Genomic DNA, 18978 nt, shown 5'->3' with positions numbered 1-18978 from the left:
CATGAAGCTCGTGACCGCAATCATCCAGCCCCACCGCGTCGACGAGGTCCGTGCGGCCCTCGAGGCGGCGGGCGTCAAGGGAGTCACCGTCTCCGAGGCCGCCGGCTACGGCCGCCAGAAGGGACACACCGAGGTCTACCGCGGTGCGGAGTACACCGTCGACCTGGTTCCCAAGACGCGTCTCGAGGTCCTCGTGGACGACGCCGACGCCGCGACCGTGACCGAGGCCATCGTCTCGGCCGCGCAGACCGGCAAGATCGGTGACGGCAAGGTCTGGGTCGTCCCCGTCGACGACGTGGCCCGTGTCCGCACCGGCGAGCACGGCGCGGACGCCCTCTAAGCAGGGAGACCGCCAGACATATGGAGAGCCGTGAAGGCTCCCGCGCTGAGGTCCCGCACCCCCGTGGGGTGCGGGACCTCAAGCGTCTGAGGAGAGAGCGCGCCGAGGAGCTGGCCGCGTCCGGGCTGCCCGGCCGCCAGCGACGCCAGGCGATGGCGGACTTCGTGTTCGCGCACCTCAAGGAGCACTGGGACGACCATTCCGATGGTCTGCGCGAGGGCGTCGCCTTCGGCGCCGTCGGCTCGGTGGGCCGCGGCGACGCGGGCCCCGCGTCGGACCTCGACCTCGTGATCCTGCACGACGGCTCGACCCTGAAGAAGGACGCCGTCGCGGACCTCGCGCAGCGCCTGTGGTACCCGATCTGGGACGCGGGCCTCGAGCTCGACCACTCGATGCGCACCCTGACGGAGTGCCGCCAGGTCGCCTCGAAGGACCTCGCGGCCGCCGCCGGCCTGCTCGACCTCCACCTCGTCGCGGGCGACGAGCAGCTCCTGCTGCAGGCCCGGACGCACATCTACCAGGACTGGCGCGCCGCCGCGCGCAAGCGCCTGCCCGACCTGCTCGCCGCCTCCCGCGCCCGCGCGGAGCGCCACGGCGAGCTGGCCTACCTCATCGAGCCGCACCTCAAGGAGGCCCGCGGCGGCCTGCGCGACTACGTCAGCCTCACCGCGCTGTCCGCGACCTGGCTCACCGACCGCCCGCACGGCGCGGTCGACGCGGCCGGCGAGCTGCTGCTCGACGTGCGCGACGCGCTCCAGATGGAGACCGGCCGCAACGTCAACGTGCTCGGCCGCCACGTCGCGCCCGAGGTCGCGGAGCGCCTCGGCTTCGACGACCCGGACGAGCTGCTCGCCGCGATCGGCGAGGCCGGCCGCACCGTCGCGTTCGCGCTCGACACCACCGAGCGCGGCGCCCGCCGCGCGCTCGAGCGCTCCGGCGTCGGCTCGCGCGCCTTCCTCGCGCGCCGCCGCGCGGCCGCGCCCCGCCACGTCAAGGTGGCCGAGGGCCTCATCGACGTCGACGGCGAGCTCGCGCTCGCCCCCGGGTACGTCGCCGAGGACGATGCGCTGCTCCCGCTGCGCGCCGCCGCCAGCGCCGCGACCACGGGTCTCACGTTCACGCCCACCCTGCTGGACTCCCTCCAGCGCTGCCCGGACCTGCCCGAGCCGTGGCCCAAGGAGGCCCGCACGTACCTGCGGGACCTGCTGCGCGGCAGCGCGCACCTCGTCGCCGTGTGGGAGGCCATGGATCTGCACGGCCTCACGGTCCGCTGGATCCCCGAGTGGGCCGGCGTCCGCAACCGCCCGCAGCGCAGTCCCATCCACCTCTACACGGTCGACCGCCACATGCTCGAGACCGTCACCATCGCCGCGAAGCACCGGCGCGGCGCGCACCGTTCCGACCTGCTCCACCTCGCCGCGCTCGTGCACGACATCGGCAAGCGTGCGGGCGCCACCGACCACTCGAAGGACGGCGCCGCGCTCATCCCCGCGATGGCGGCGCGCATCGGCCTGTCCGAGGGCACCGCGCACGACCTCGAGCTGCTCGTCCGCGAGCACCTCACGCTGTCCGTGCTCGCCACCACGAAGGACCCGGAGGACCCGGCCACGGTCGCGGCGCTGCTCGACGCCGTCGAGCATCGTGCCGACCTGCTCGAGATCCTCCGCACCCTCACCGAGGCCGACTCGAAGGCGGCCGGCCCGAAGGTGTGGACCGCGTGGCGCGCGCAGCTGGTCGACACGCTGACCGACCGCGCCCGCGCGGCCCTGGGCTCCGGAGGCGGCGGTCCTACCCGGTAGTCTGGTGGGCACGTTGTGAAGGGATATCCGTGTTCGCCAACCTCTCCGATCGCCTGACAGAGACGTTCCGCAACCTGCGGGGCAAGGGCCGCCTCTCCGAGGCGGACATCGACGGCACCATCCGCGAGATCCGTCGCGCTCTCCTCGACGCGGACGTCGCCGTCCCCGTCGTCCGGACCTTCACGTCCAACATCCGCGAGCGCGCTCTCGGCGCCGAGGTCTCGGGCGCGCTCAACCCGGGCCAGCAGGTCGTCAAGATCGTCAACGAGGAGCTCATCGGCATCCTCGGCGGCGAGACCCGCGCGATGCGCTTCTCCAAGACCGGCCCGACGGTCATCATGCTCGCCGGCCTCCAGGGCGCCGGAAAGACCACCCTCGCCGGCAAGCTCGCGCACCACCTCAAGCAGCAGGGCCACACGCCGCTGCTCGTCGCCGCGGACCTCCAGCGCCCCAACGCCGTCACCCAGCTCAAGGTCGTCGGCGAGCGTGCCGGCGTGCCGGTGTTCGCCCCCGAGGCGGGCGTGACGCGCGAGGACGAGCGCCCCCGCGGCAACCCCGTCAAGGTCGCGAAGAAGGGCCTCAAGGAGGCCGAGCAGCGCCAGCACAGCGTCGTCATCATCGACACCGCCGGCCGCCTGGGCATCGACCAGGAGCTCATGCGCCAGGCCGCGGACATCCGCAAGGCGACCGAGCCCGACGAGGTCCTCTTCGTCATCGACGCGATGATCGGTCAGGACGCCGTCGCCACCGCGACCGCGTTCCAGGAGGGCGTCGACTTCACCGGCGTCGTGCTGACCAAGCTCGACGGCGACGCGCGCGGCGGTGCCGCGCTGTCGGTCGCGGAGGTCACGGGCCGCCCCATCATGTTCGCGTCGACGGGCGAGAAGCTCGACGACTTCGAGGTGTTCCACCCCGACCGCATGGCGTCGCGCATCCTCGACATGGGCGACATCCTCACGCTGATCGAGCAGGCCGAGCGCACGTTCGACCAGGCCGAGGCCGAGCGGATGGCCGAGAAGGTCACCAAGGGCGAGGACTTCACGCTCGCGGACTTCCTCAGCCAGATGCAGCAGCTCAAGAACATGGGCTCGATGAAGAAGATGCTCACCATGCTTCCCGGCATGGGGCAGATCCGCGACCAGATCGAGAACTTCGACGAGCGCGAGCTCGTCCGCACCGAGGCGATCATCCAGTCGATGACGCCGCTCGAGCGCGACAACCCCAAGGTCCTCAACGGCTCGCGCCGCGCGCGCATCGCCAAGGGCTCGGGCATGCAGGTCTCGGACGTCAACTCGCTCGTCAAGCGCTTCGAGCAGGCGCAGCAGATGATGCGCGCGATGTCCCGCGGCGGCAGCATGCCGCAGATGCCAGGCGCCGGCGGCGCCCCGGGCGCGTTCGGCGGCCTTCCGGGCGGGAAGAAGTCGAAGGGCAAGCAGGCGCCCCAGCGCAAGGTCAAGGGCAAGTCGGGCAACCCGGCGAAGAGGGCCCAGCAGGAGGCCGAAGCGCGCACCAGGGCGGCATCCGCCCCGGCGGCGTCGCAGGGCTCGGCCTTCGGGCTCGGGCAGCAGGCGCCACAGGACGTCGACCGGGACGCGCTCAACGCGGACCTCTCGAAGTACCTGGGACGCTGACATGGCGCTCCACCTCACCGGGCCCGTGATCGTCGGAGACGACGACGTACGCGACGAGGCCTGGGTGGTGGAGGGACGGATCACGTACGAGCCGCCCACGGTGGCGGCGCGGCACGAGGTGGACGGCGTGGTCGTGCCGGGCCTCGTCGACGTGCACTGCCACGTCGGGCTCGACAGCGGGGGAGCGGTCGACCCCGACCTCGCGCTCAAGCAGGCCCTCGTCGACCGCGACGCCGGGACGCTGCTCATCCGCGACGCCGGCTCGCCCACGGACACGCGCTTCCTCGACGGCGTCACCACGGCGCCGCGGCTCATCCGCGCGGGCCGCTTCATCGCCCGTCCCATGCGCTACCTGCGCTACTACGCGCGCGAGATCGACGTCGCCGAGCTGCCCGCCGCGATGGCGGAGGAGGCCCGCAAGGGCGACGGCTGGGTGAAGATCATCGCGGACTGGATCGACCGCGAGGTGGGCGACCTCACGCCGCTGTGGCCCGACGACGTGCTCGCCGAGGGCGTGGCCGCGGCCCACGAGGCCGGCGCCCGCGTCACCGCGCACACCTTCGCCACCGAGACGATGGACGGGCTCCTCGACGCGGGCATCGACTGCATCGAGCACGGCACCGGCATGACCGCCGACCACATGGACGAGGCCGCCCGCCGCGGCATCCCCGTGGTGCCGACCCTCCTCCAGGTCGCGAACTTCGAGGGCTACGCCGCCCAGGGCGAGTCCCGCTTCCCCGCGTACTCGGCCCGCATGCGGCCCATGCACGAGCGGCGCTTCGCTCACGCGCTGGCGCTGCACGAGGCCGGGGTGCAGCTGCTCGTCGGCACGGACGCGGGCGGCACGATCGGCCACGGCGCGCTCCCTGCCGAGGCGGCGCTCATGGTCGCCGCGGGCATCCCGGACGCCGAGGTGGTCGCGATGGCGTCGTGGCGCGCGCGGGAGTTCCTCGGCGCGCCCAGCCTCGAGGAGGGCGCCCCCGCGGACCTCGTCGTGTACGCCGAGGACCCGCGCGACAGCATCTCCGCGCTGTGCTCGCCGCGCCACGTGGTGCTGCGCGGCGCGCTGGTGTGAAGCCCCTGCTCCCAGCGAACTCCCAGGTCGACCTTTGAGGGCTCTCAGGTACCGCCGCTGATATTGGGGGTATGAAGCGTTCATCGGGCATCCTCGTCACCGGCATCTCCGCCACGCTCCTGTCGACCGGCGCCGTCATGGGCACCGGCTTCCTCTGGCCGGACGATGCGTCGACCCAGACCGTCGCCGAGGCGCAGACCGACGTCTCGACCGACACGTCCACCGGCACCGCGGACTCGGGCTCGGGCACGAGCGGCGGCGCCGACTCGTCGACCTCGACCGACACCTCGACCGCCACGCCGGACACCGGCACGACCGATTCCGGCAGCACCGACTCCGGCACCACGGACTCCGGCACCACGGACTCCGGCACGACCGACTCGAGCGGCGCCACCGTCTACGACGGCGAGGCGATCAGCAGCCGCTACGGCGTCTTCCAGGCGGAGATCACCGTCGAGAACGGCCAGATGACCGCGATCGAGTGGCTCCAGTCCGGCGAGGCCGACCACCACTCGCAGCAGATCAACGACTACGCCATCCCCGTGCTCGAGCAGGCGATCCTCGAGGCCCAGGACGTCAACGTGGGCTACGTGTCCGGCGCGAGCTTCACGTCCGACGCCGTCGAGGAGGCCGTGTACAGCGCGATGCAGGTTGCGGGGATCGCATGACCGCCGTCGCGCCCCGGACCCCCGCCCGCCGCGCGCCGGCGCCGCACCGCTACGTCGACCCGACCGTGCGCGACCGGCGGGAGCGCGCCGCCGGACGCAGCCGCCGCAAGGACACGCTCGAGGCCGCGGCCTGGCTCGCGGGCGTCGGCGGGGTCTCGTTCATGCTCGCCTCGGGCAGCGTCGACGTCACCAGCGTCGCCGGCCTGCTCATCACGCTCGGCCGCATCGCCGGCATCGCAGCGTCGACCATGATCATGGCCCAGCTCATCCTCATCGCCCGGATCCCGCTCGTCGAGCAGGCGATCGGCCACGACCGTGCCGCGCGCGTCCACTCGCAGCTGGGCCGCATCGGCTTCCTCGTCATCATCGCCCACATCGTGCTGCTCGTCGCCGGCTACGCGATGCCCACCCAGACCGGCCTCCTCGCGCAGACCTGGGACTTCGTCGTGGGCTGGGGCGGGCCCATGTTCATGGCGAGCGTCGGCTTCGTCGTCCTCTGCGCCGTGGTCATCACCTCGTACGCGATCGTGCGCAGCCGCTGGCGGTACGAGAACTGGCACGCCGTCCACGTCTTCAGCTACGTCGCCGTCGGGCTGTCCATCCCGCACCAGCTCACCGACGGCGAGAGCTTCATGAGCATGGGCGTCGCCTGGTGGTACTGGGTGGTGCTGTGGACCGTCGCGGTCGGCGGGCTCCTCGCGTACCGCGTCGTGCGCCCCCTGGCCCGCTTCCTGCGCCACGACATCCGCGTGGCCGCGGTCGGCACCCTGCCCGACGGGTCGACGGTCATCGCGATGCACGGCCGCCGGCTCCGCAAGCTCGGCGCCCGGGGCGGCCAGTTCCTCCTCTTCCGCTTCCTCCAGGCGGGCATGTGGGGCCAGGCGCACCCGTACTCGCTGTCCCGCACGGTGCGCGACGGCTGGATGCGCATCACGGTCAAGCCCCTCGGCGACGGCTCGTCCGCGCTGCGGACGCTCAAGCCCGGCACCCGCGTCATGGTCGAGGGTCCGCTCGGCATCTTCACCGACGAGTCCCGCTCGGGCGACCACCTCGTCCTCGCCGGCGCCGGCGTCGGCATCACGCCCGTCCTGGCGCTGCTCGAGGCGGCGGACATCAGGCCGGGCGGCTGCACCGTCATCGTGCGCGCGCACTCCGAGGCGGAGATCCCTCACCTCGACGAGTTCCGCGAGCTCGCCGCCGCGCGCGGCGCCGCCCTGCACGTCCTCGTCGGCCGCCGCGGCGACGGCTGGGCGCCCGCCGCCTTCCCCACGCGGCTCGCGCAGCTCGTGCCGTCGATCGCCGGCGCGGACGTCTACGCATGCGGCCCCCAGCCGTGGGTCGACGCCGTGCTGGACGATGCGGCGGCCGCCGGGGTGCCCGACGAGCGCCGGCACGCGGAGGAGTTCGCCTGGTAGCAAGTACGATGCACGTGCGCGCGCAGGAACGTCAGGCCGCCCGCGCGCGTTGCACGGACCAGCCCGTCCCCGAGCCCCCGGAGGTCCCGTGAGCACCCTCGAGGCCTACGCGCGGCGCACCGCCCGCCGAGGCCTGTGGCGGGACGGGCTCGAGGCCTCCGTCTACCTGGTCGCCGCCGTCGGCGTCGCCCTCTTCGTCGCCTCGGGCGGGCTGCTCACCACCGAGCCCCTCGACCACCTCTACGGGCTCGGCCGCGTCGCCGGCATCGTCGCCGCGGTGCTCGTGCTCGCCCAGATCACCCTGATCTCGCGCGCCCCCTACGTCGAGCGCGCGCTCGGCCACGACCGCGCCGCCGCGACCCACACGCGGCTGGGGAAGGTCGCGTTCATCCTCATGCTCGTCCACGTGGGCCTCATCCTCGTGATGAGCGCGCGTTACGACGGCCGCTCGATCCTCACCGAGGCGGTCGCGCTGTGGGACCTCGGGTGGTTCATGGTGGCCGCGCAGGTCGGGCTCGGGCTCTTCGCCATCGTCGTCGCGACGTCCCTCGTCGCGGTGCGGTCCCGGTGGCGCTACGAGCGCTGGCACGCCGTCCACCTGCTCGTGTACCTCGCGATCGCGGCGGTCGTGCCGCACCAGTTCCTCGAGGGCTCGACCTTCCGCGACGGCGGCGCGGCCTGGTGGTTCTGGCTCGCGCTGTGGACCCTCGCCGTCGGCTCGTTCCTCGCCTTCCGCCTCGTCCGCCCCCTCGTGCTGCTCGCGCGCCACGACCTCCGCGTCGCGTCGGTCGAGCCGCAGCCCGACGGCTCGACCAGCGTCGTCATGAGCGGCCGCAGCCTCGACCGGCTGGGCGCGCGTCCCGGGCAGTTCCTGCTGTGGCGCTTCCTCGACCGCGAGCGCTGGACGCAGGCGCACCCGTGGTCGCTGTCGCGCGCGCCACGCCCCGACTCGCTGCGGATCACGGTCAAGCCCTCGGGCGACGCCTCGGCCGCGCTGCGCGGGCTCGCGCCCGGCACGCGGGTCCTCGCGGAGGGCCCGCTCGGCATCTTCACCGACGTCGAGCGCACCGCACCAGGGTCGGTGCTCGTGGCCTCCGGCATCGGCGTCACGCCCATCCGGGCGCTCCTCGAGGAGGCGCACGAGCCGTGCACCGTCGTGCTCCGGGTCCGCTCGCGCGAGGAGGCGCCCCTCATCGACGAGGTCGAGGCGCTCGCCGCCGAGCGCGGCGCCGAGGTCGTGGTCGTGGCCGGTCCGCGCGGGGGCGGCTGGGGCACGGCGGCGGGGGAGAGCCTGGGCGCGCTGGTGCCCGACGTCGCGTCCCGCGACGTGTACGTGTGCGGCCCCGTGGCGTGGGCCGAGACGGTGGAGCTCGACGCGCGCGCGGCCGGCGTGCCCGCGGCGGCGGTCCACCGCGAGAGGTTCGGATGGTGAGGGAGAGCGCATGAGGACGATGACCAGGACGGTGGGCGCGCTGGCGTTCGCGGGCGCCGCGACCACGGTGCTGACGGGCTGCGGCACGGACGCTGAGGCGGAGCCCGCCGGCGACGCCGCGGCCGCCGCCACGTACGTCGACGGCACGTACGACGGCCCGCGTGTCGAGAACGAGAAGGGCGGCTTCCAGGCGCAGGTCACCGTCGAGGACGGCGCGATCACGCAGGTCGCCGCGATCGAGGCGGGCACGCAGGACCCCCAGTCGCTCCAGATCAACGCGACCGCGATCCCCGAGCTCGCGGAGAAGGTGATCGCGGCGCAGAGCGCCGACGTCGAGGCCGTGTCCGGCGCCTCGTACACGTCGCCGGGCTTCCTCGAGTCGGTCGAGGGCGCGCTCGACCAGGCGGCGGGCTAGGCGATGCGCGCGTCCCGTGCCGTGATGGTCGCCGGCGGGTGCGCCGCGATCGTCGGCGCGGGCTGGGCGGCCTCGCCCAAGGAGCTGCCGACCCTCGACCTCGTCGCGCCGGCGAGCCCCGACGCGTCGCCGACGACCGCCGAGCCGTCCGCGTCCCCCACGGCCTCCGAGAGCCCGGTCCCGCAGCCCACCCCGTCGGTCACATGCGAGCCGGACGACAGCGGCGACGACGAGGACGACGACAAGGACTTCGCCGAGGACGACGACTGCGCGATCGCGACCCCCGAGCCCGTCGCGACCACCGCGGACCCCGCGCCGACGGCCACCGCCACCGAGCAGGCCGACCCCGAGCCCGCATCGTCCACGGTCGACGGCCCGGTCGTCTCCAACGCCCGCGGGGACTTCCAGGCGCGCATCACGGTGACCGGCGGCGAGGTGACGGACGTGCAGGCGATCGCGGCGGGCACGCAGGACGCGCAGTCCGTGCAGATCAACGCGCGCGCGATCCCGGAGCTGCGCGAGAAGGTCCTCGCGGCGCAGACGTGGGACGTCGAGGCCGTGAGCGGCGCGTCGTACACCTCGCCCGCGTTCACGGAGTCGCTGCGGGGCGCGTTCGAAGAGGCAGGACTGTGACGGAGACGTTCCGCACCACGGTGCACGCGATGGCGATGCCGTTCGTCGTCGAGCTCGACGACGCCGACCCGCTCGAGGTCGACGGCGCGCTCGCGCAGTTCCACGCCGGCCTCGTGTGGGCCGACGAGGTGTTCTCGCTGTGGAAGGAGCACTCGTACCTCAGCGGCTACCTGCGCGGCGACCTCACGCTCGACGAGGCGCCGCACGAGCTGCGCGAGGTCCTCGAGGCCTGCGAGTGGTACCGCGAGCAGACCGGCGGCGGCTTCGACGCGCGCCGCAAGGACGGCGTGCTCGACCCCACCGGCCTCGTCAAGGGCTGGGCGGTCGCGCGCGCGAGCCGCCACCTGCGCGCGGCCCGCGCCGCCGACTGGATGGTCGGCGCCTCGGGCGACGTGCTCGTGGCGGGGAACCGGCCGCGGCGGATCGGCATCGCGGACCCCCGCGTCTCCGGCGACCCGACCGGCACCCCGGTGGTCGACGTCGTCGAGCTCGGCGGCGCGTTCACCGCGCTCGCGACCTCGGGCGGCGCGCAGGTGGTCGACCACATCTGGGACCCCGTCACGGGGGAGACCGCGCGTCACTACATGCAGGTGTCCGTGGCGGGTCGCGACCTCACCGAGTGCGACGCGTGGGCGACCGCGATCGCCGGGGCAGGGCCGCGCGTCGTCGCCGCTGCGCTCGAGCGCGGCCTCGAGGTGCTGCTCATCGCGGGCGGCCGATTCGACGGCACGTACGATGCGCAGACGTCGCCCGGGTGGCCCAGCGTGAGGTGAGCGGGGCGCGAGGTTGGTCGCGCATCGTCCCATCTGGCACAATGGGGCGCTGGCGCGCACGGCCCTCTACCCGTGCACGCCGATTCGTCTTGCCAGGTCGAGGCTCCCGTGATTCCCCGGGGGTGGAGATCCGGCTCACACCGAATTCAGAAGGAGACAGCCATGGCTGTGAAGATCCGCCTCAAGCGCTTCGGCAAGAAGCGCGCCCCGTTCTACCGCGTCGTCGTCATGGACTCGCGCACCAAGCGCGACGGCCGTGCGATCGAGGAGATCGGCAAGTACCACCCCACCGAGGAGCCCTCGGTCATCGAGATCGACTCGGAGCGCGCGCAGTACTGGCTCTCCGTGGGCGCGCAGCCCTCGGAGCAGGTCACCGCGCTGCTCAAGCTCACCGGCGACTGGGCCACCTTCAAGGGTGAGAAGGGCGTGAGCACCGTCAAGGGTGCCGCCGCCAAGACCGACGCCGCCGACGCCATCAAGGCCCAGGCCGACGCCGCGGAGAAGGCCAAGGCCGACGCCGCCGCCGCCAAGGAGGCCGCCAAGGCCGAGGAGACCGCCGCCGCCGAGGCCGAGGTCGCCGACGAGGCCGCCGAGGCCCCCGCCGAGGAGAACTGACGATGGTCGTCGACGCTCTCGAGTTCCTGGTCCGCAGCATCGTCCGCAACCCGGACGACGTCCGCGTGACCGAGCGCTCCGGGCGTCGCGGCACCACCCTCAACGTGGTGGTGCACCCCGACGACCTTCCGCGGGTCATCGGTCGCCGCGGTCGCACCGCGACGGCGATCCGCACGGTCGTCGAGGCCATCGCGCGTGACGACGTCCGCGTCAACATCGTGGACGTCGCCTAGCCTCAGGCTCGACGCACAGAAGGCCCCCTTCCTCCGGGAAGGGGGCCTTCTCGCGTCCGGGGCCGGCTCGTGCCGAGGGACGACGCGCGGGCTCAGACCCGCGTGCCGCGGAACCAGGTCGAGGCGCGTCGCGTCGAGAGCAGGCCGATGATCACGAGGGCCAGCACGATCTGGAGCGCGGCCTGCCACGCGACCTCGCCGCCCACCCGGCCGAGGCCGTACGCGGCGCCGGCGATGCGCAGCACCATCACGAGGATGACGAGCACGCGGGCGCCCTGCGAGCCCATCGCGAGGCCCGCCGCGACCGCCGCGGTGAACACGCCGACCACCAGCGTGGTCATCCCGTACCAGAGCAGGTTGTCCGCGTCGATGCTCGAGCTGAGGTCGTCCGGGTTGTAGTAGAACCAGATCATCGCGGCGCCGGCGAGGATGTCGAGCGCGGCCGCGAGCCACGTGAGCGCCGAGACCAGCGTGACGGAGACGGGACGACGTTCGCTGGCCATGGGAGCCTCCTCGGTCCGGGCGCGCGCGGCGCTCCCTCTCAGGATGCTCGGAAATACGCGAACGCGCGAGGCGTGGACAGCGCGAGGATGATCAGCAGCGAGCCGACCACCTGGCCCAGTGCCTGCCACTTCACCAGCTCGCCGAGCACGCTGTAGGCGTAGATGCCGCCCGCGAGGCGCGCCGCCATGATGATCATGACGATCACGCGCGACACCTGGGAGCCGGCCGCGACGCCGAGGGCGAAGGCGGACGTGAGGAGGCCGACGGCGAGCAGCACGAACGCGTACGCGCGCAGCTCGCTCGCGGTGAGCGCGATGTCGACGCCGCCCATGTTGAGGCTCAGCCACACGAGCGCGGCGCCCGTGACCAGGTCGCCGATGGCCGCGACCCACGTGAGGATCACGACGAAGGTGACGCCGGGCGGGCGCCCCGTGGCTGCGGCCATTGCCTCTCCCCAGGTGGATGTCGGGACCACGCTAGCGCGCGCGGGCGCCGCGGCGGCGGAAAGTACCCTGGTGTCATGAGATTGACCGTCGCCCGCATCGGCCGCGCCCACGGGCTCAAGGGGGAGGTGTCGGTCGAGCTGCGCACCGACATCCCCGAGGACCGCCTCGTGCCGGGCGAGGTGTTCGACACGGAGCCCGCGTCCGCCGGCCCGCTCACCGTCGACCGCGTGCGCGTCCAGGCCGGACGCTGGTACGTGCAGTTCGAGGAGATCCGCGGCCGCGACGCCGCCGAGGCCGCGCGCGGCATCGAGCTCACGATCGACGGCGCCGAGTCCGACGAGGACGACGCGTGGTTCGTCCACCAGCTCGTCGGCCTGGCCGCCGTCACGCCCGACGGCGACGCGATCGGCGAGGTCGTCGACCTCGTGACGATGCCCGCGCAGGACCTGCTCGTGGTCAAGCAGCCCGGCGGTCACCGCGCGATGATCCCGTTCGTCGAGGAGTTCGTGCCCGAGGTCGACGTCGACGGCGGCCTCGTCGTGCTCACGCCGCCCTACGGCCTGCTCGCCGGCGAGCAGCCCGAGGTCACGGGGGAGACGTCGTCATGAGGATGCGCATCGACGTCGTCACGATCTTCCCGGAGTTCTTCCAGGTGCTCGACGTGTCCCTGCTGGGCAAGGCCCGCCAGGCCGAGCTCGTCGAGACGCACGTCCACGATCTCCGCGACTACGCGGCCTTCAAGTCCGACGGCACCCCGGACGTGCACCGCACGGTGGACGATGCGCCGTTCGGCGGCGGCGCCGGCATGGTGATGAAGCCGGACGTGTGGGGCAAGGCGCTCGACGACGTGTTGCGGCCCACGGGCGTGCTCGTCGTGCCGAGCCCCGCCGGCGTGCCGTTCACGCAGGCGCTCGCGCAGGACCTGTCGACCGCCTCGCAGCTCGTGTTCGCGTGCGGGCGCTACGAGGGCATCGACGCGCGCGTCGCCCAGCACTACGCCGAGGCCGGCTACCGCGTGCTCGAGGTGAGCCTCGGGGACTACGTGCTCAACGGGGGAGAGGTCGCGGCCTACGCGATGATCGAGGCCGTCACGCGCCTCATCCCGGGGTTCATGGGCAACGCGCAGTCGATCGTCGAGGAGTCGCACTCCGACGGGCTGCTCGAGTACCCGTCGTACACGCGCCCGCAGTCGTGGCGCGGGCTCGACGTCCCGGACGTGCTGCTCAGCGGACACCACGCGCGCGTGGCCGAGTGGCGCCACGAGCAGCAGGTCGCGCGCACGCGCGAGCGCCGGCCGGACCTGCTCCCGCCGGAGGAGCCCGGCGCCTGGTGACGCGCCGCTGCCGCCTAGCCCTCGCATCGTCCGGGCACGGTGTGGCAGAATAGTTCCTCGGTGCGCGCGGCGCCGAGACCTGCCACAGGGGGTCCGGCGGCATCCGCGACGCAGCTGAACACACCGATCGCCATCAGGCGGATACCGTGCGTGACCTGTGGCATGTGCGAGGAGAGAAAGTCATGCAGAAGCTTGACCATGTGGTTGCGGACCAGCTCCGCGACGACGTCCCGGCGTTCCGCGCCGGTGACACCGTGAAGGTCCACGTCAAGGTCATCGAGGGCACCCGCTCGCGTATCCAGGTCTTCCAGGGCGTCGTCATCGCGCGCCAGGGCCAGGGCGTCGGCGAGACCTTCACCGTCCGCAAGATCTCGTTCGGCGTGGGCGTCGAGCGCACCTTCCCGGTGCACGCCCCCACGATCGAGAAGATCGAGCTGGACCGCCGCGGCGACGTGCGTCGCGCGAAGCTGTACTACCTGCGCGGTCTGCGCGGCAAGGCGGCGCGCATCCGCGAGAAGCGCGAGAGCTGACCATCGCGACCAGCGCTGACGTGCCGGCGGGCGGGAAACCGTCCGCCGGCCGTCGTGCATGGGGCTGGGCGAAGGAGCTCGTCCTCGTCATCGTGAGCGCGCTGCTGCTCTCGCTGGTCATCAAGACCTTCTTCTTCCAGTCCTTCTACATCCCCTCGCCCTCGATGGAGCCCACGCTCGTCGAGGGCGATCGCATCCTCGTCACCAAGTGGCGCCCCGACCCGCTGCCGCTGCGTCGCGGCGACGTCGTGGTCTTCAAGGACCCGGCGAACTGGCTCGGGCACTCCGCCGACGACGACAGCGGCCTCACGCTCGTCGTCAAGGACGTCCTCACCTGGACGGGCCTGCTGCCGGAGGACGCCGGCGAGCACCTCGTCAAGCGCGTCATCGGCCTGCCCGGCGACATCGTCGAGTGCACCGACCCCGACGGCCAGGTGACGGTCAACGGCGAGGCGCTCGACGAGGACTACACCGCCGAGGGCTCGCGCCCGTGCGGCACCACCTTCCGCGTCGAGGTCCCCTCCGGCTACCTGTGGGTCATGGGCGACAACCGCGACGACTCCGCCGACTCCCGCGCCCACATGGGCGACCCGGGCGGCGGCACCGTGCCCGTCGACAACGTCGTGGGCACCACCTTCGCCGTCGTGTGGCCGTTCGACCGCTTCGGCGGCGTCGGCAACCCCTTCGGCGCCCAGGCCGAGGCCATCCAGGAGTGACGTGACGGTCTCGCTGATCCACGAGGCCGCGCTGTGGGACGCCGGCTTCGACGCCGTCGCCGGCATCGACGAGGTCGGCCGAGGCGCCCTTGCGGGCCCCGTCAGCGTCGGCGTCGCCGTCGTCACCCGCTGCGACGCCTGGCCCGAGGGCCTCACCGACTCCAAGCTGCTGAGCGCGGCGCGGCGCGAGGCGCTGGTCGAGCCGCTCGCGTCCTTCGGCGTGGGTCGCGCGGTGGGCCACGCCACCGCCGCCGAGATCGACGAGGTCGGCATCGTCGCCGCGCTCCGGCTCGCCGCCGGCCGCGCCCTCGACGCGATCCCCGTGGCCGTCGACGCGGTGCTGCTGGACGGCACCCACGACTGGCTCACGCCGCCGCCGGCCGACCTCTTCTCCGACCACGCGGACGAGTGGGACGCGCCGCCCGTGACGATGATCGTCAAGGGCGACCGCGCGTGCGCGTCCATCGCGGCGGCCTCGGTGCTCGCCAAGGTCGAGCGCGACGCCCTCATGGCCGCGGCCCACGAGGACCACCCCGAGTACGGCTGGGACTCCAACAAGGGCTACGGCGCCGCGTCCCACCTCGAGGCGCTCCGGGCCCACGGCCCGTCCCCGCTCCACCGTGTCTCCTGGAAGCTGCCCTTCCGCGCCTCGTGACGCGGCGCGGCATTCGCCAAGCCGGGGGGTTTGCGGCCATCATTGAACGGTGAGCCACGAAGACCTCGAGAACTACGAGACCGAAGCCGAGCTCGCGCTCTACCGCGAGTACCGCGACGTGGTGGGACTGTTCCAGTACGTCGTGGAGACGGAGCGTCGGTTCTACCTGTGCAACAAGGTGGACCTCCAGGTCAAGGCGTCAGGCGGGGACATCTACTTCGAGGTGACCATGACCGACGCCTGGGTCTGGGACGTCTACCGCAGCGCGCGCCTCGTGAAGAACGTGCGCGTCGTGACGTTCAAGGACGTCAACATCGAGGAGCTCGCCCGCGACGACGACCTCCCCGACATCCGTCAGCTGCGCGGCCGCTAGGCCGCACCCGTCCACGAGGTCCCCGGGGAGATCCCGGGGGCCTCGTGCGTTCCGGGCCGCCGGCCCCTGCCCGCCTCACGCAACCGGCGTTCGTGGCGCATCGTCCGGCCGTGCACCGGGGACGATGCGCGCGTGCCCGGGCTCGTACGCCGGTTCGGGGGAGGGGCGGCGCGGGCCCACACAGACGGGGGAGCCCGCCATGCGTGCAGTCCGCGCAAATCTGCACTTGACGCAAAAGTGCAGTAACTGCAAGAATTGAGCCATGCCCACCGCCACCCCCGTCCTCGGACTCCGCGAGCGCAACCGCCTGCGCCGCACCCGCCGCGTCGAGCGCGCCGCGCTCGCGCTGGCCCTCGAGTACGGCGTCGACGACGTGACGGTGGACATGATCTGCGAGGCGAGCGACATCTCGCCGCGGACCTACTTCAACTACTTCGGCACCAAGGAGGGGGCCCTCATCGGTCCCGCCCCCTCGGCGCCCGACGAGGTGCTCATCGAGGAGTTCGTGCAGGCGCGCGGGTCGATCGTCGAGGACCTCATGCTGCTCATCGCCCGCGGCTTCTTCGCCACCGAGCCCGACCGCGACGTGTTCGCGATGCGCCGCGAGCTCTACACCAAGGAGCCCAGCCTCCAGGCGCTGCAGGTGACGCGGATGGCCGACAAGCGCCAGGCCACGGCCGCGCTCGTGCGCCGCCGCCTCGCGGACCAGTTCCCCGACATGCCCGAGACCGAGGCGTCCGACGAGGCGCAGCTCGTCATGAGCGTCGCGATGGGCGCCTTCCCCGTCATCAGCCGGCTCTGGATCGAGCAGAGCGGCGACGAGGCGGAGGTCGAGACCTACATCCACGCGGCGATCGCGCGCATCCGGCGCATCGTCACCCCCTGACGCGCGACCCGCGTCCGTCCCCGTTCGAAAGAGAGACCATGACCACCACCACATCGGCGCGCGCTGCTGAGGCGCCCGCCACGGACCGCAGGGGCATCCTGCTGGTCTTCGTGGGGCTCATGACGGCCATGCTGCTGTCGGCCCTCGACCAGACCATCTTCTCGACCGCGCTGCCGACCATCGTCGGCGAGCTCGACGGCGTCGACCACATGCTGTGGGTCACCACCGCGTACATCCTCGCGGCGACGATCATGATGCCGGTCTACGGCAAGCTCGGCGACCTCATCGGCCGCAAGTCGCTGTTCATGATCGCGATCGGCCTGTTCATGGTCGGCTCCGTCGTGGGTGCGCTGTCGGGCGGCATGACCGAGCTCATCGTCGGCCGCGCCATCCAGGGCCTCGGCGGCGGCGGGCTCATGATCCTGTCGCAGGCCGTCATCGCGGACATCGTCCCCGCGCGCGAGCGCGGCAAGTACATGGGCCTCATGGGCGGCGTGTTCGCGCTCGCCTCGGTCGTCGGCCCCCTGCTGGGCGGCTGGTTCACCGAGTCGATCGGCTGGCAGTGGTGCATGTGGATCAACGTGCCGCTCGGCCTCATCGCGATGGCGTCCGTCGCGATCTTCCTCCACCCCGCCCCGCGCGACCGTCAGAAGCCCCGCCTCGACGTCGCGGGCATGGCCCTCATCGCGATCGCGTCGGCCTCGCTCGTGCTCTTCACCTCGTGGGGCGGCGGCCAGTACGAGTGGACCTCGCCCGTCATCCTCGGCCTCGTCGTGCTGACCGTGCTCGCGGGCGTCGCGTTCGTGCTGGTCGAGCGCCGCGCCGCCGAGCCGATCATGCCGCTCGAGATGTTCAAGCACCGCAACTTCAACCTCACCACCGCGGCCGGCCTGCTCATGGGCATCGCGATGTTCGGCACGCTCGCCTACATGCCCACCTACCTGCAGATGGTGGCGCAGGTCGACGCGACCACCGCGGGCCTGCTCATGATCCCGATGATGGGCGCGATGCTGCCCACCTCGATCATCGTGGGCCGCACGGTGTCGCGCACCGGCCGCTACAAGGTCTACCCGCTCGTCGGCGCCGTCATCATCGCGGTGGCGATGTTCCTGCTGTCGACCATGAGCGCGACCCAGCCCATCTGGGTGACCTGCACGTACCTCGCGATCTTCGGCATGGGCCTCGGCCTCCAGATGCAGGTGCTCGTGCTCATCGTGCAGAACACGTTCCCCCTGTCGATGGTCGGCACGGCCACCGCCGCGAACAACTACTTCCGCCAGATCGGCGCCTCGCTCGGCGCCGCGGTGGTCGGCTCGATCTTCACCAACAACCTCATCGAGCTGCTCTCCGAGCGCGTGCCCGGCGGCGCGGCCTCGCTGGGCGACGCGAACTCGCTCACCCCCGAGGCGGTCACCGAGCTGCCGCAGCAGGCGCAGGACATCATCGTGGGCTCGTACAACGACGCGCTCACCCCGGTGTTCCTCTACATCGTGCCGCTCGCGCTGCTGGCGCTCGTGCTGCTGATGTTCGTCAAGGAGGTGCCGCTGCGCACCACGCTCGAGCGCGACGCTGTCCCGGAGTCGCTCGACCTCGAGGGCGCGTACCTCGAGGAGCGGGACGGCGAGACCGGCACGGACCGCGACGGCGAGCGCCGCGAGCCGGCCGTCGTGTAGCACCGCAGAAGCCAGAGCGAAGGGCGGGGAGGAGCGATGGTCGGTTCTAACGATCCCCGCAACACCCTGACTTCAGGGAGTTGCGGGGATCGTGTCGTTTGAGGAGTTGAGAGTCCAGTTCTTTGACGTGCTGGAATTGCACGAGGGCAATATCACGGCGGCTGCTCGTGCTGTTGGCGTGAGCCGGAACACGGCGTATGGATGGGCACGGAAGGCAGGTGTGCGCGGTCGTGGAACGCCGGGCACGGGCCCCCATCCGGGACGGGCCGAGTATGAGCGGCTGCGTGCTGCCGGGGTGCGGCGCAGCGTCGCTGCCGCCCGGGTTGGCGCGCATGAGCGCACCGCCGAGGAGTGGGACCGAGGCGTCGTGAAGTCCAATGGCACGCGCCTTTATCCCGATGGCCGCTTCATCGACTACAAGACGGGTATGACGACCTACACGTCCGCTACGCCCCAGCTGTCCGTGGCTGCTGTTGAGGCGGTGCTGGATCCTCGGTTCCTGACCATCGTCGACCGGGAGACGATCGCGGACCTGAAGCGCCAGGGCTGGTCGCTGCGGGCGATCGGGCGGGAGCTGGGTCGGCCGGCGTCGACCATCAAACGCGAGATCGACAACCGCAGCACCGACCGCTTGTACCGTCCTCATGCGGCGCAGCGCTCATGGGCGGCCAGCCGGACCCGGCCCAAGGAGTCGAAGCTCGCGCATCCTGGCCCGTTGCGGGACTTCGTGGTGGAGAAGCTGCGCCTGAAGTGGTCGCCGGAGCAGATCTGTCACGCTCTGATCGACGAGTATCCCAGCGACGAGAGCATGCGCGTGAGCCACGAGACGATCT

Annotated in this window: 23 protein-coding genes; 21 read left to right on the top strand and 2 right to left on the bottom strand. The window is 72.3% G+C overall.

What is annotated here, in order from left to right:
* Position 1: 1 nt before the first annotated feature.
* The 12 genes from AOM07_RS00130 to AOM07_RS00075 all read left to right on the top strand — a co-directional run bounded on the left by AOM07_RS00130 (position 2) and on the right by AOM07_RS00075 (position 11029).
* Positions 2 to 340: a P-II family nitrogen regulator gene (locus tag AOM07_RS00130; protein WP_042215355.1), complete on the top strand. Its 339-nt coding sequence runs from the start codon at positions 2 to 4 to the stop codon at positions 338 to 340.
* A 68-nt stretch (positions 341 to 408) separates the two neighbouring features.
* Positions 409 to 2139 carry a [protein-PII] uridylyltransferase family protein gene (locus AOM07_RS00125; RefSeq protein ID WP_228374336.1) on the top strand — a complete coding sequence of 577 codons (1731 nt, stop codon included), beginning with the start codon at positions 409 to 411 and terminating at the stop codon, positions 2137 to 2139.
* Between the two features lie 29 nt (positions 2140 to 2168).
* A complete protein-coding gene (gene ffh / locus AOM07_RS00120; RefSeq protein ID WP_062309939.1) occupies positions 2169 to 3770 on the top strand; it encodes a signal recognition particle protein in 1602 nt (533 codons plus the stop codon).
* A 1-nt stretch (position 3771) separates the two neighbouring features.
* Positions 3772 to 4845: an amidohydrolase family protein gene (locus AOM07_RS00115; protein WP_062309936.1), complete on the top strand. Its 1074-nt coding sequence runs from the start codon at positions 3772 to 3774 to the stop codon at positions 4843 to 4845.
* A 71-nt stretch (positions 4846 to 4916) separates the two neighbouring features.
* A complete protein-coding gene (locus AOM07_RS00110) occupies positions 4917 to 5513 on the top strand; it encodes an FMN-binding protein (RefSeq protein ID WP_062309931.1) in 597 nt (198 codons plus the stop codon).
* Complete coding sequence (locus AOM07_RS00105; RefSeq protein ID WP_062309928.1) at positions 5510 to 6928, top strand: ferredoxin reductase family protein; 1419 nt, start codon at positions 5510 to 5512, stop codon at positions 6926 to 6928. Before AOM07_RS00110 ends, AOM07_RS00105 begins: the two co-directional genes overlap by 4 nt.
* An 88-nt stretch (positions 6929 to 7016) precedes the next feature.
* Entirely contained in the window at positions 7017 to 8360 is a 1344-nt protein-coding gene (locus AOM07_RS00100) for a ferredoxin reductase family protein (RefSeq protein WP_062309923.1), read from the top strand.
* A 10-nt stretch (positions 8361 to 8370) separates the two neighbouring features.
* A complete protein-coding gene (locus tag AOM07_RS00095; protein ID WP_084829977.1) occupies positions 8371 to 8775 on the top strand; it encodes an FMN-binding protein in 405 nt (134 codons plus the stop codon).
* A 3-nt stretch (positions 8776 to 8778) separates the two neighbouring features.
* A complete protein-coding gene (locus AOM07_RS00090; RefSeq protein WP_062309913.1) occupies positions 8779 to 9408 on the top strand; it encodes an FMN-binding protein in 630 nt (209 codons plus the stop codon).
* A complete protein-coding gene (locus tag AOM07_RS00085; protein WP_062309908.1) occupies positions 9405 to 10181 on the top strand; it encodes an FAD:protein FMN transferase in 777 nt (258 codons plus the stop codon). The genes AOM07_RS00090 and AOM07_RS00085 overlap by 4 nt, the downstream gene beginning before the upstream one ends.
* Positions 10182 to 10343: 162 nt before the next feature.
* Positions 10344 to 10796, top strand: a complete 453-nt coding sequence (gene rpsP, locus AOM07_RS00080) for a 30S ribosomal protein S16 (RefSeq protein WP_062309905.1) — start codon at positions 10344 to 10346, stop codon at positions 10794 to 10796.
* A 2-nt stretch (positions 10797 to 10798) separates the two neighbouring features.
* Entirely contained in the window at positions 10799 to 11029 is a 231-nt protein-coding gene (locus tag AOM07_RS00075) for a KH domain-containing protein (RefSeq protein ID WP_062287270.1), read from the top strand.
* Between the two features lie 92 nt (positions 11030 to 11121).
* Here AOM07_RS00075 and AOM07_RS00070 read toward each other — a convergent pair whose 3' ends face one another.
* The gene (locus tag AOM07_RS00070) at positions 11122 to 11532 is read right to left on the bottom strand and encodes a hypothetical protein (protein WP_062309902.1); all 411 of its coding nucleotides are present in this window, start codon (positions 11530 to 11532) and stop codon (positions 11122 to 11124) included.
* Positions 11533 to 11570: 38 nt separating this feature from the next.
* On the bottom strand, positions 11571 to 11978 hold the full coding sequence (locus tag AOM07_RS00065) for a hypothetical protein (protein WP_062309897.1): 408 nt from the start codon (positions 11976 to 11978) through the stop codon (positions 11571 to 11573).
* Between the two features lie 75 nt (positions 11979 to 12053).
* On the opposite strand from AOM07_RS00065, the gene rimM reads away from it, so the two are divergent.
* From rimM to AOM07_RS00020, 9 genes are all read left to right on the top strand, one after another.
* Positions 12054 to 12587 carry a ribosome maturation factor RimM gene (gene rimM / locus AOM07_RS00060; protein WP_062309893.1) on the top strand — a complete coding sequence of 178 codons (534 nt, stop codon included), beginning with the start codon at positions 12054 to 12056 and terminating at the stop codon, positions 12585 to 12587.
* A gap of 2 nt (positions 12588 to 12589) precedes the next feature.
* A complete protein-coding gene (trmD, locus tag AOM07_RS00055) occupies positions 12590 to 13312 on the top strand; it encodes a tRNA (guanosine(37)-N1)-methyltransferase TrmD (protein WP_062309888.1) in 723 nt (240 codons plus the stop codon).
* Between the two features lie 182 nt (positions 13313 to 13494).
* Entirely contained in the window at positions 13495 to 13842 is a 348-nt protein-coding gene (gene rplS / locus AOM07_RS00050) for a 50S ribosomal protein L19 (protein ID WP_062309884.1), read from the top strand.
* A 20-nt stretch (positions 13843 to 13862) separates the two neighbouring features.
* A complete protein-coding gene (gene lepB / locus AOM07_RS00045) occupies positions 13863 to 14558 on the top strand; it encodes a signal peptidase I (RefSeq protein ID WP_062309880.1) in 696 nt (231 codons plus the stop codon).
* 1 nt (position 14559) lies between these two features.
* The gene (gene rnhB, locus AOM07_RS00040; protein ID WP_062309875.1) at positions 14560 to 15213 is read left to right on the top strand and encodes a ribonuclease HII; all 654 of its coding nucleotides are present in this window, start codon (positions 14560 to 14562) and stop codon (positions 15211 to 15213) included.
* Between the two features lie 49 nt (positions 15214 to 15262).
* On the top strand, positions 15263 to 15586 hold the full coding sequence (locus tag AOM07_RS00035; RefSeq protein ID WP_062309872.1) for a DUF2469 domain-containing protein: 324 nt from the start codon (positions 15263 to 15265) through the stop codon (positions 15584 to 15586).
* Positions 15587 to 15848: 262 nt separating this feature from the next.
* Positions 15849 to 16472: a TetR/AcrR family transcriptional regulator gene (locus tag AOM07_RS00030; protein ID WP_062309868.1), complete on the top strand. Its 624-nt coding sequence runs from the start codon at positions 15849 to 15851 to the stop codon at positions 16470 to 16472.
* A gap of 38 nt (positions 16473 to 16510) precedes the next feature.
* Positions 16511 to 18145 carry an MDR family MFS transporter gene (locus AOM07_RS00025; protein WP_084829976.1) on the top strand — a complete coding sequence of 545 codons (1635 nt, stop codon included), beginning with the start codon at positions 16511 to 16513 and terminating at the stop codon, positions 18143 to 18145.
* 295 nt (positions 18146 to 18440) lie between these two features.
* On the top strand, positions 18441 to 18978 hold a 538-nt coding region (locus AOM07_RS00020), incomplete at its 3' end, for a helix-turn-helix domain-containing protein (RefSeq protein ID WP_228374365.1).

Source organism: Demequina rhizosphaerae (assembly GCF_000971255.1).
GTDB classification, from domain to species: Bacteria; Actinomycetota; Actinomycetes; order Actinomycetales; family Demequinaceae; genus Demequina; species Demequina rhizosphaerae.
Note: the sequence above shows the minus strand (reverse complement) of the source record. Positions and strands in the feature narration are given on the sequence as shown.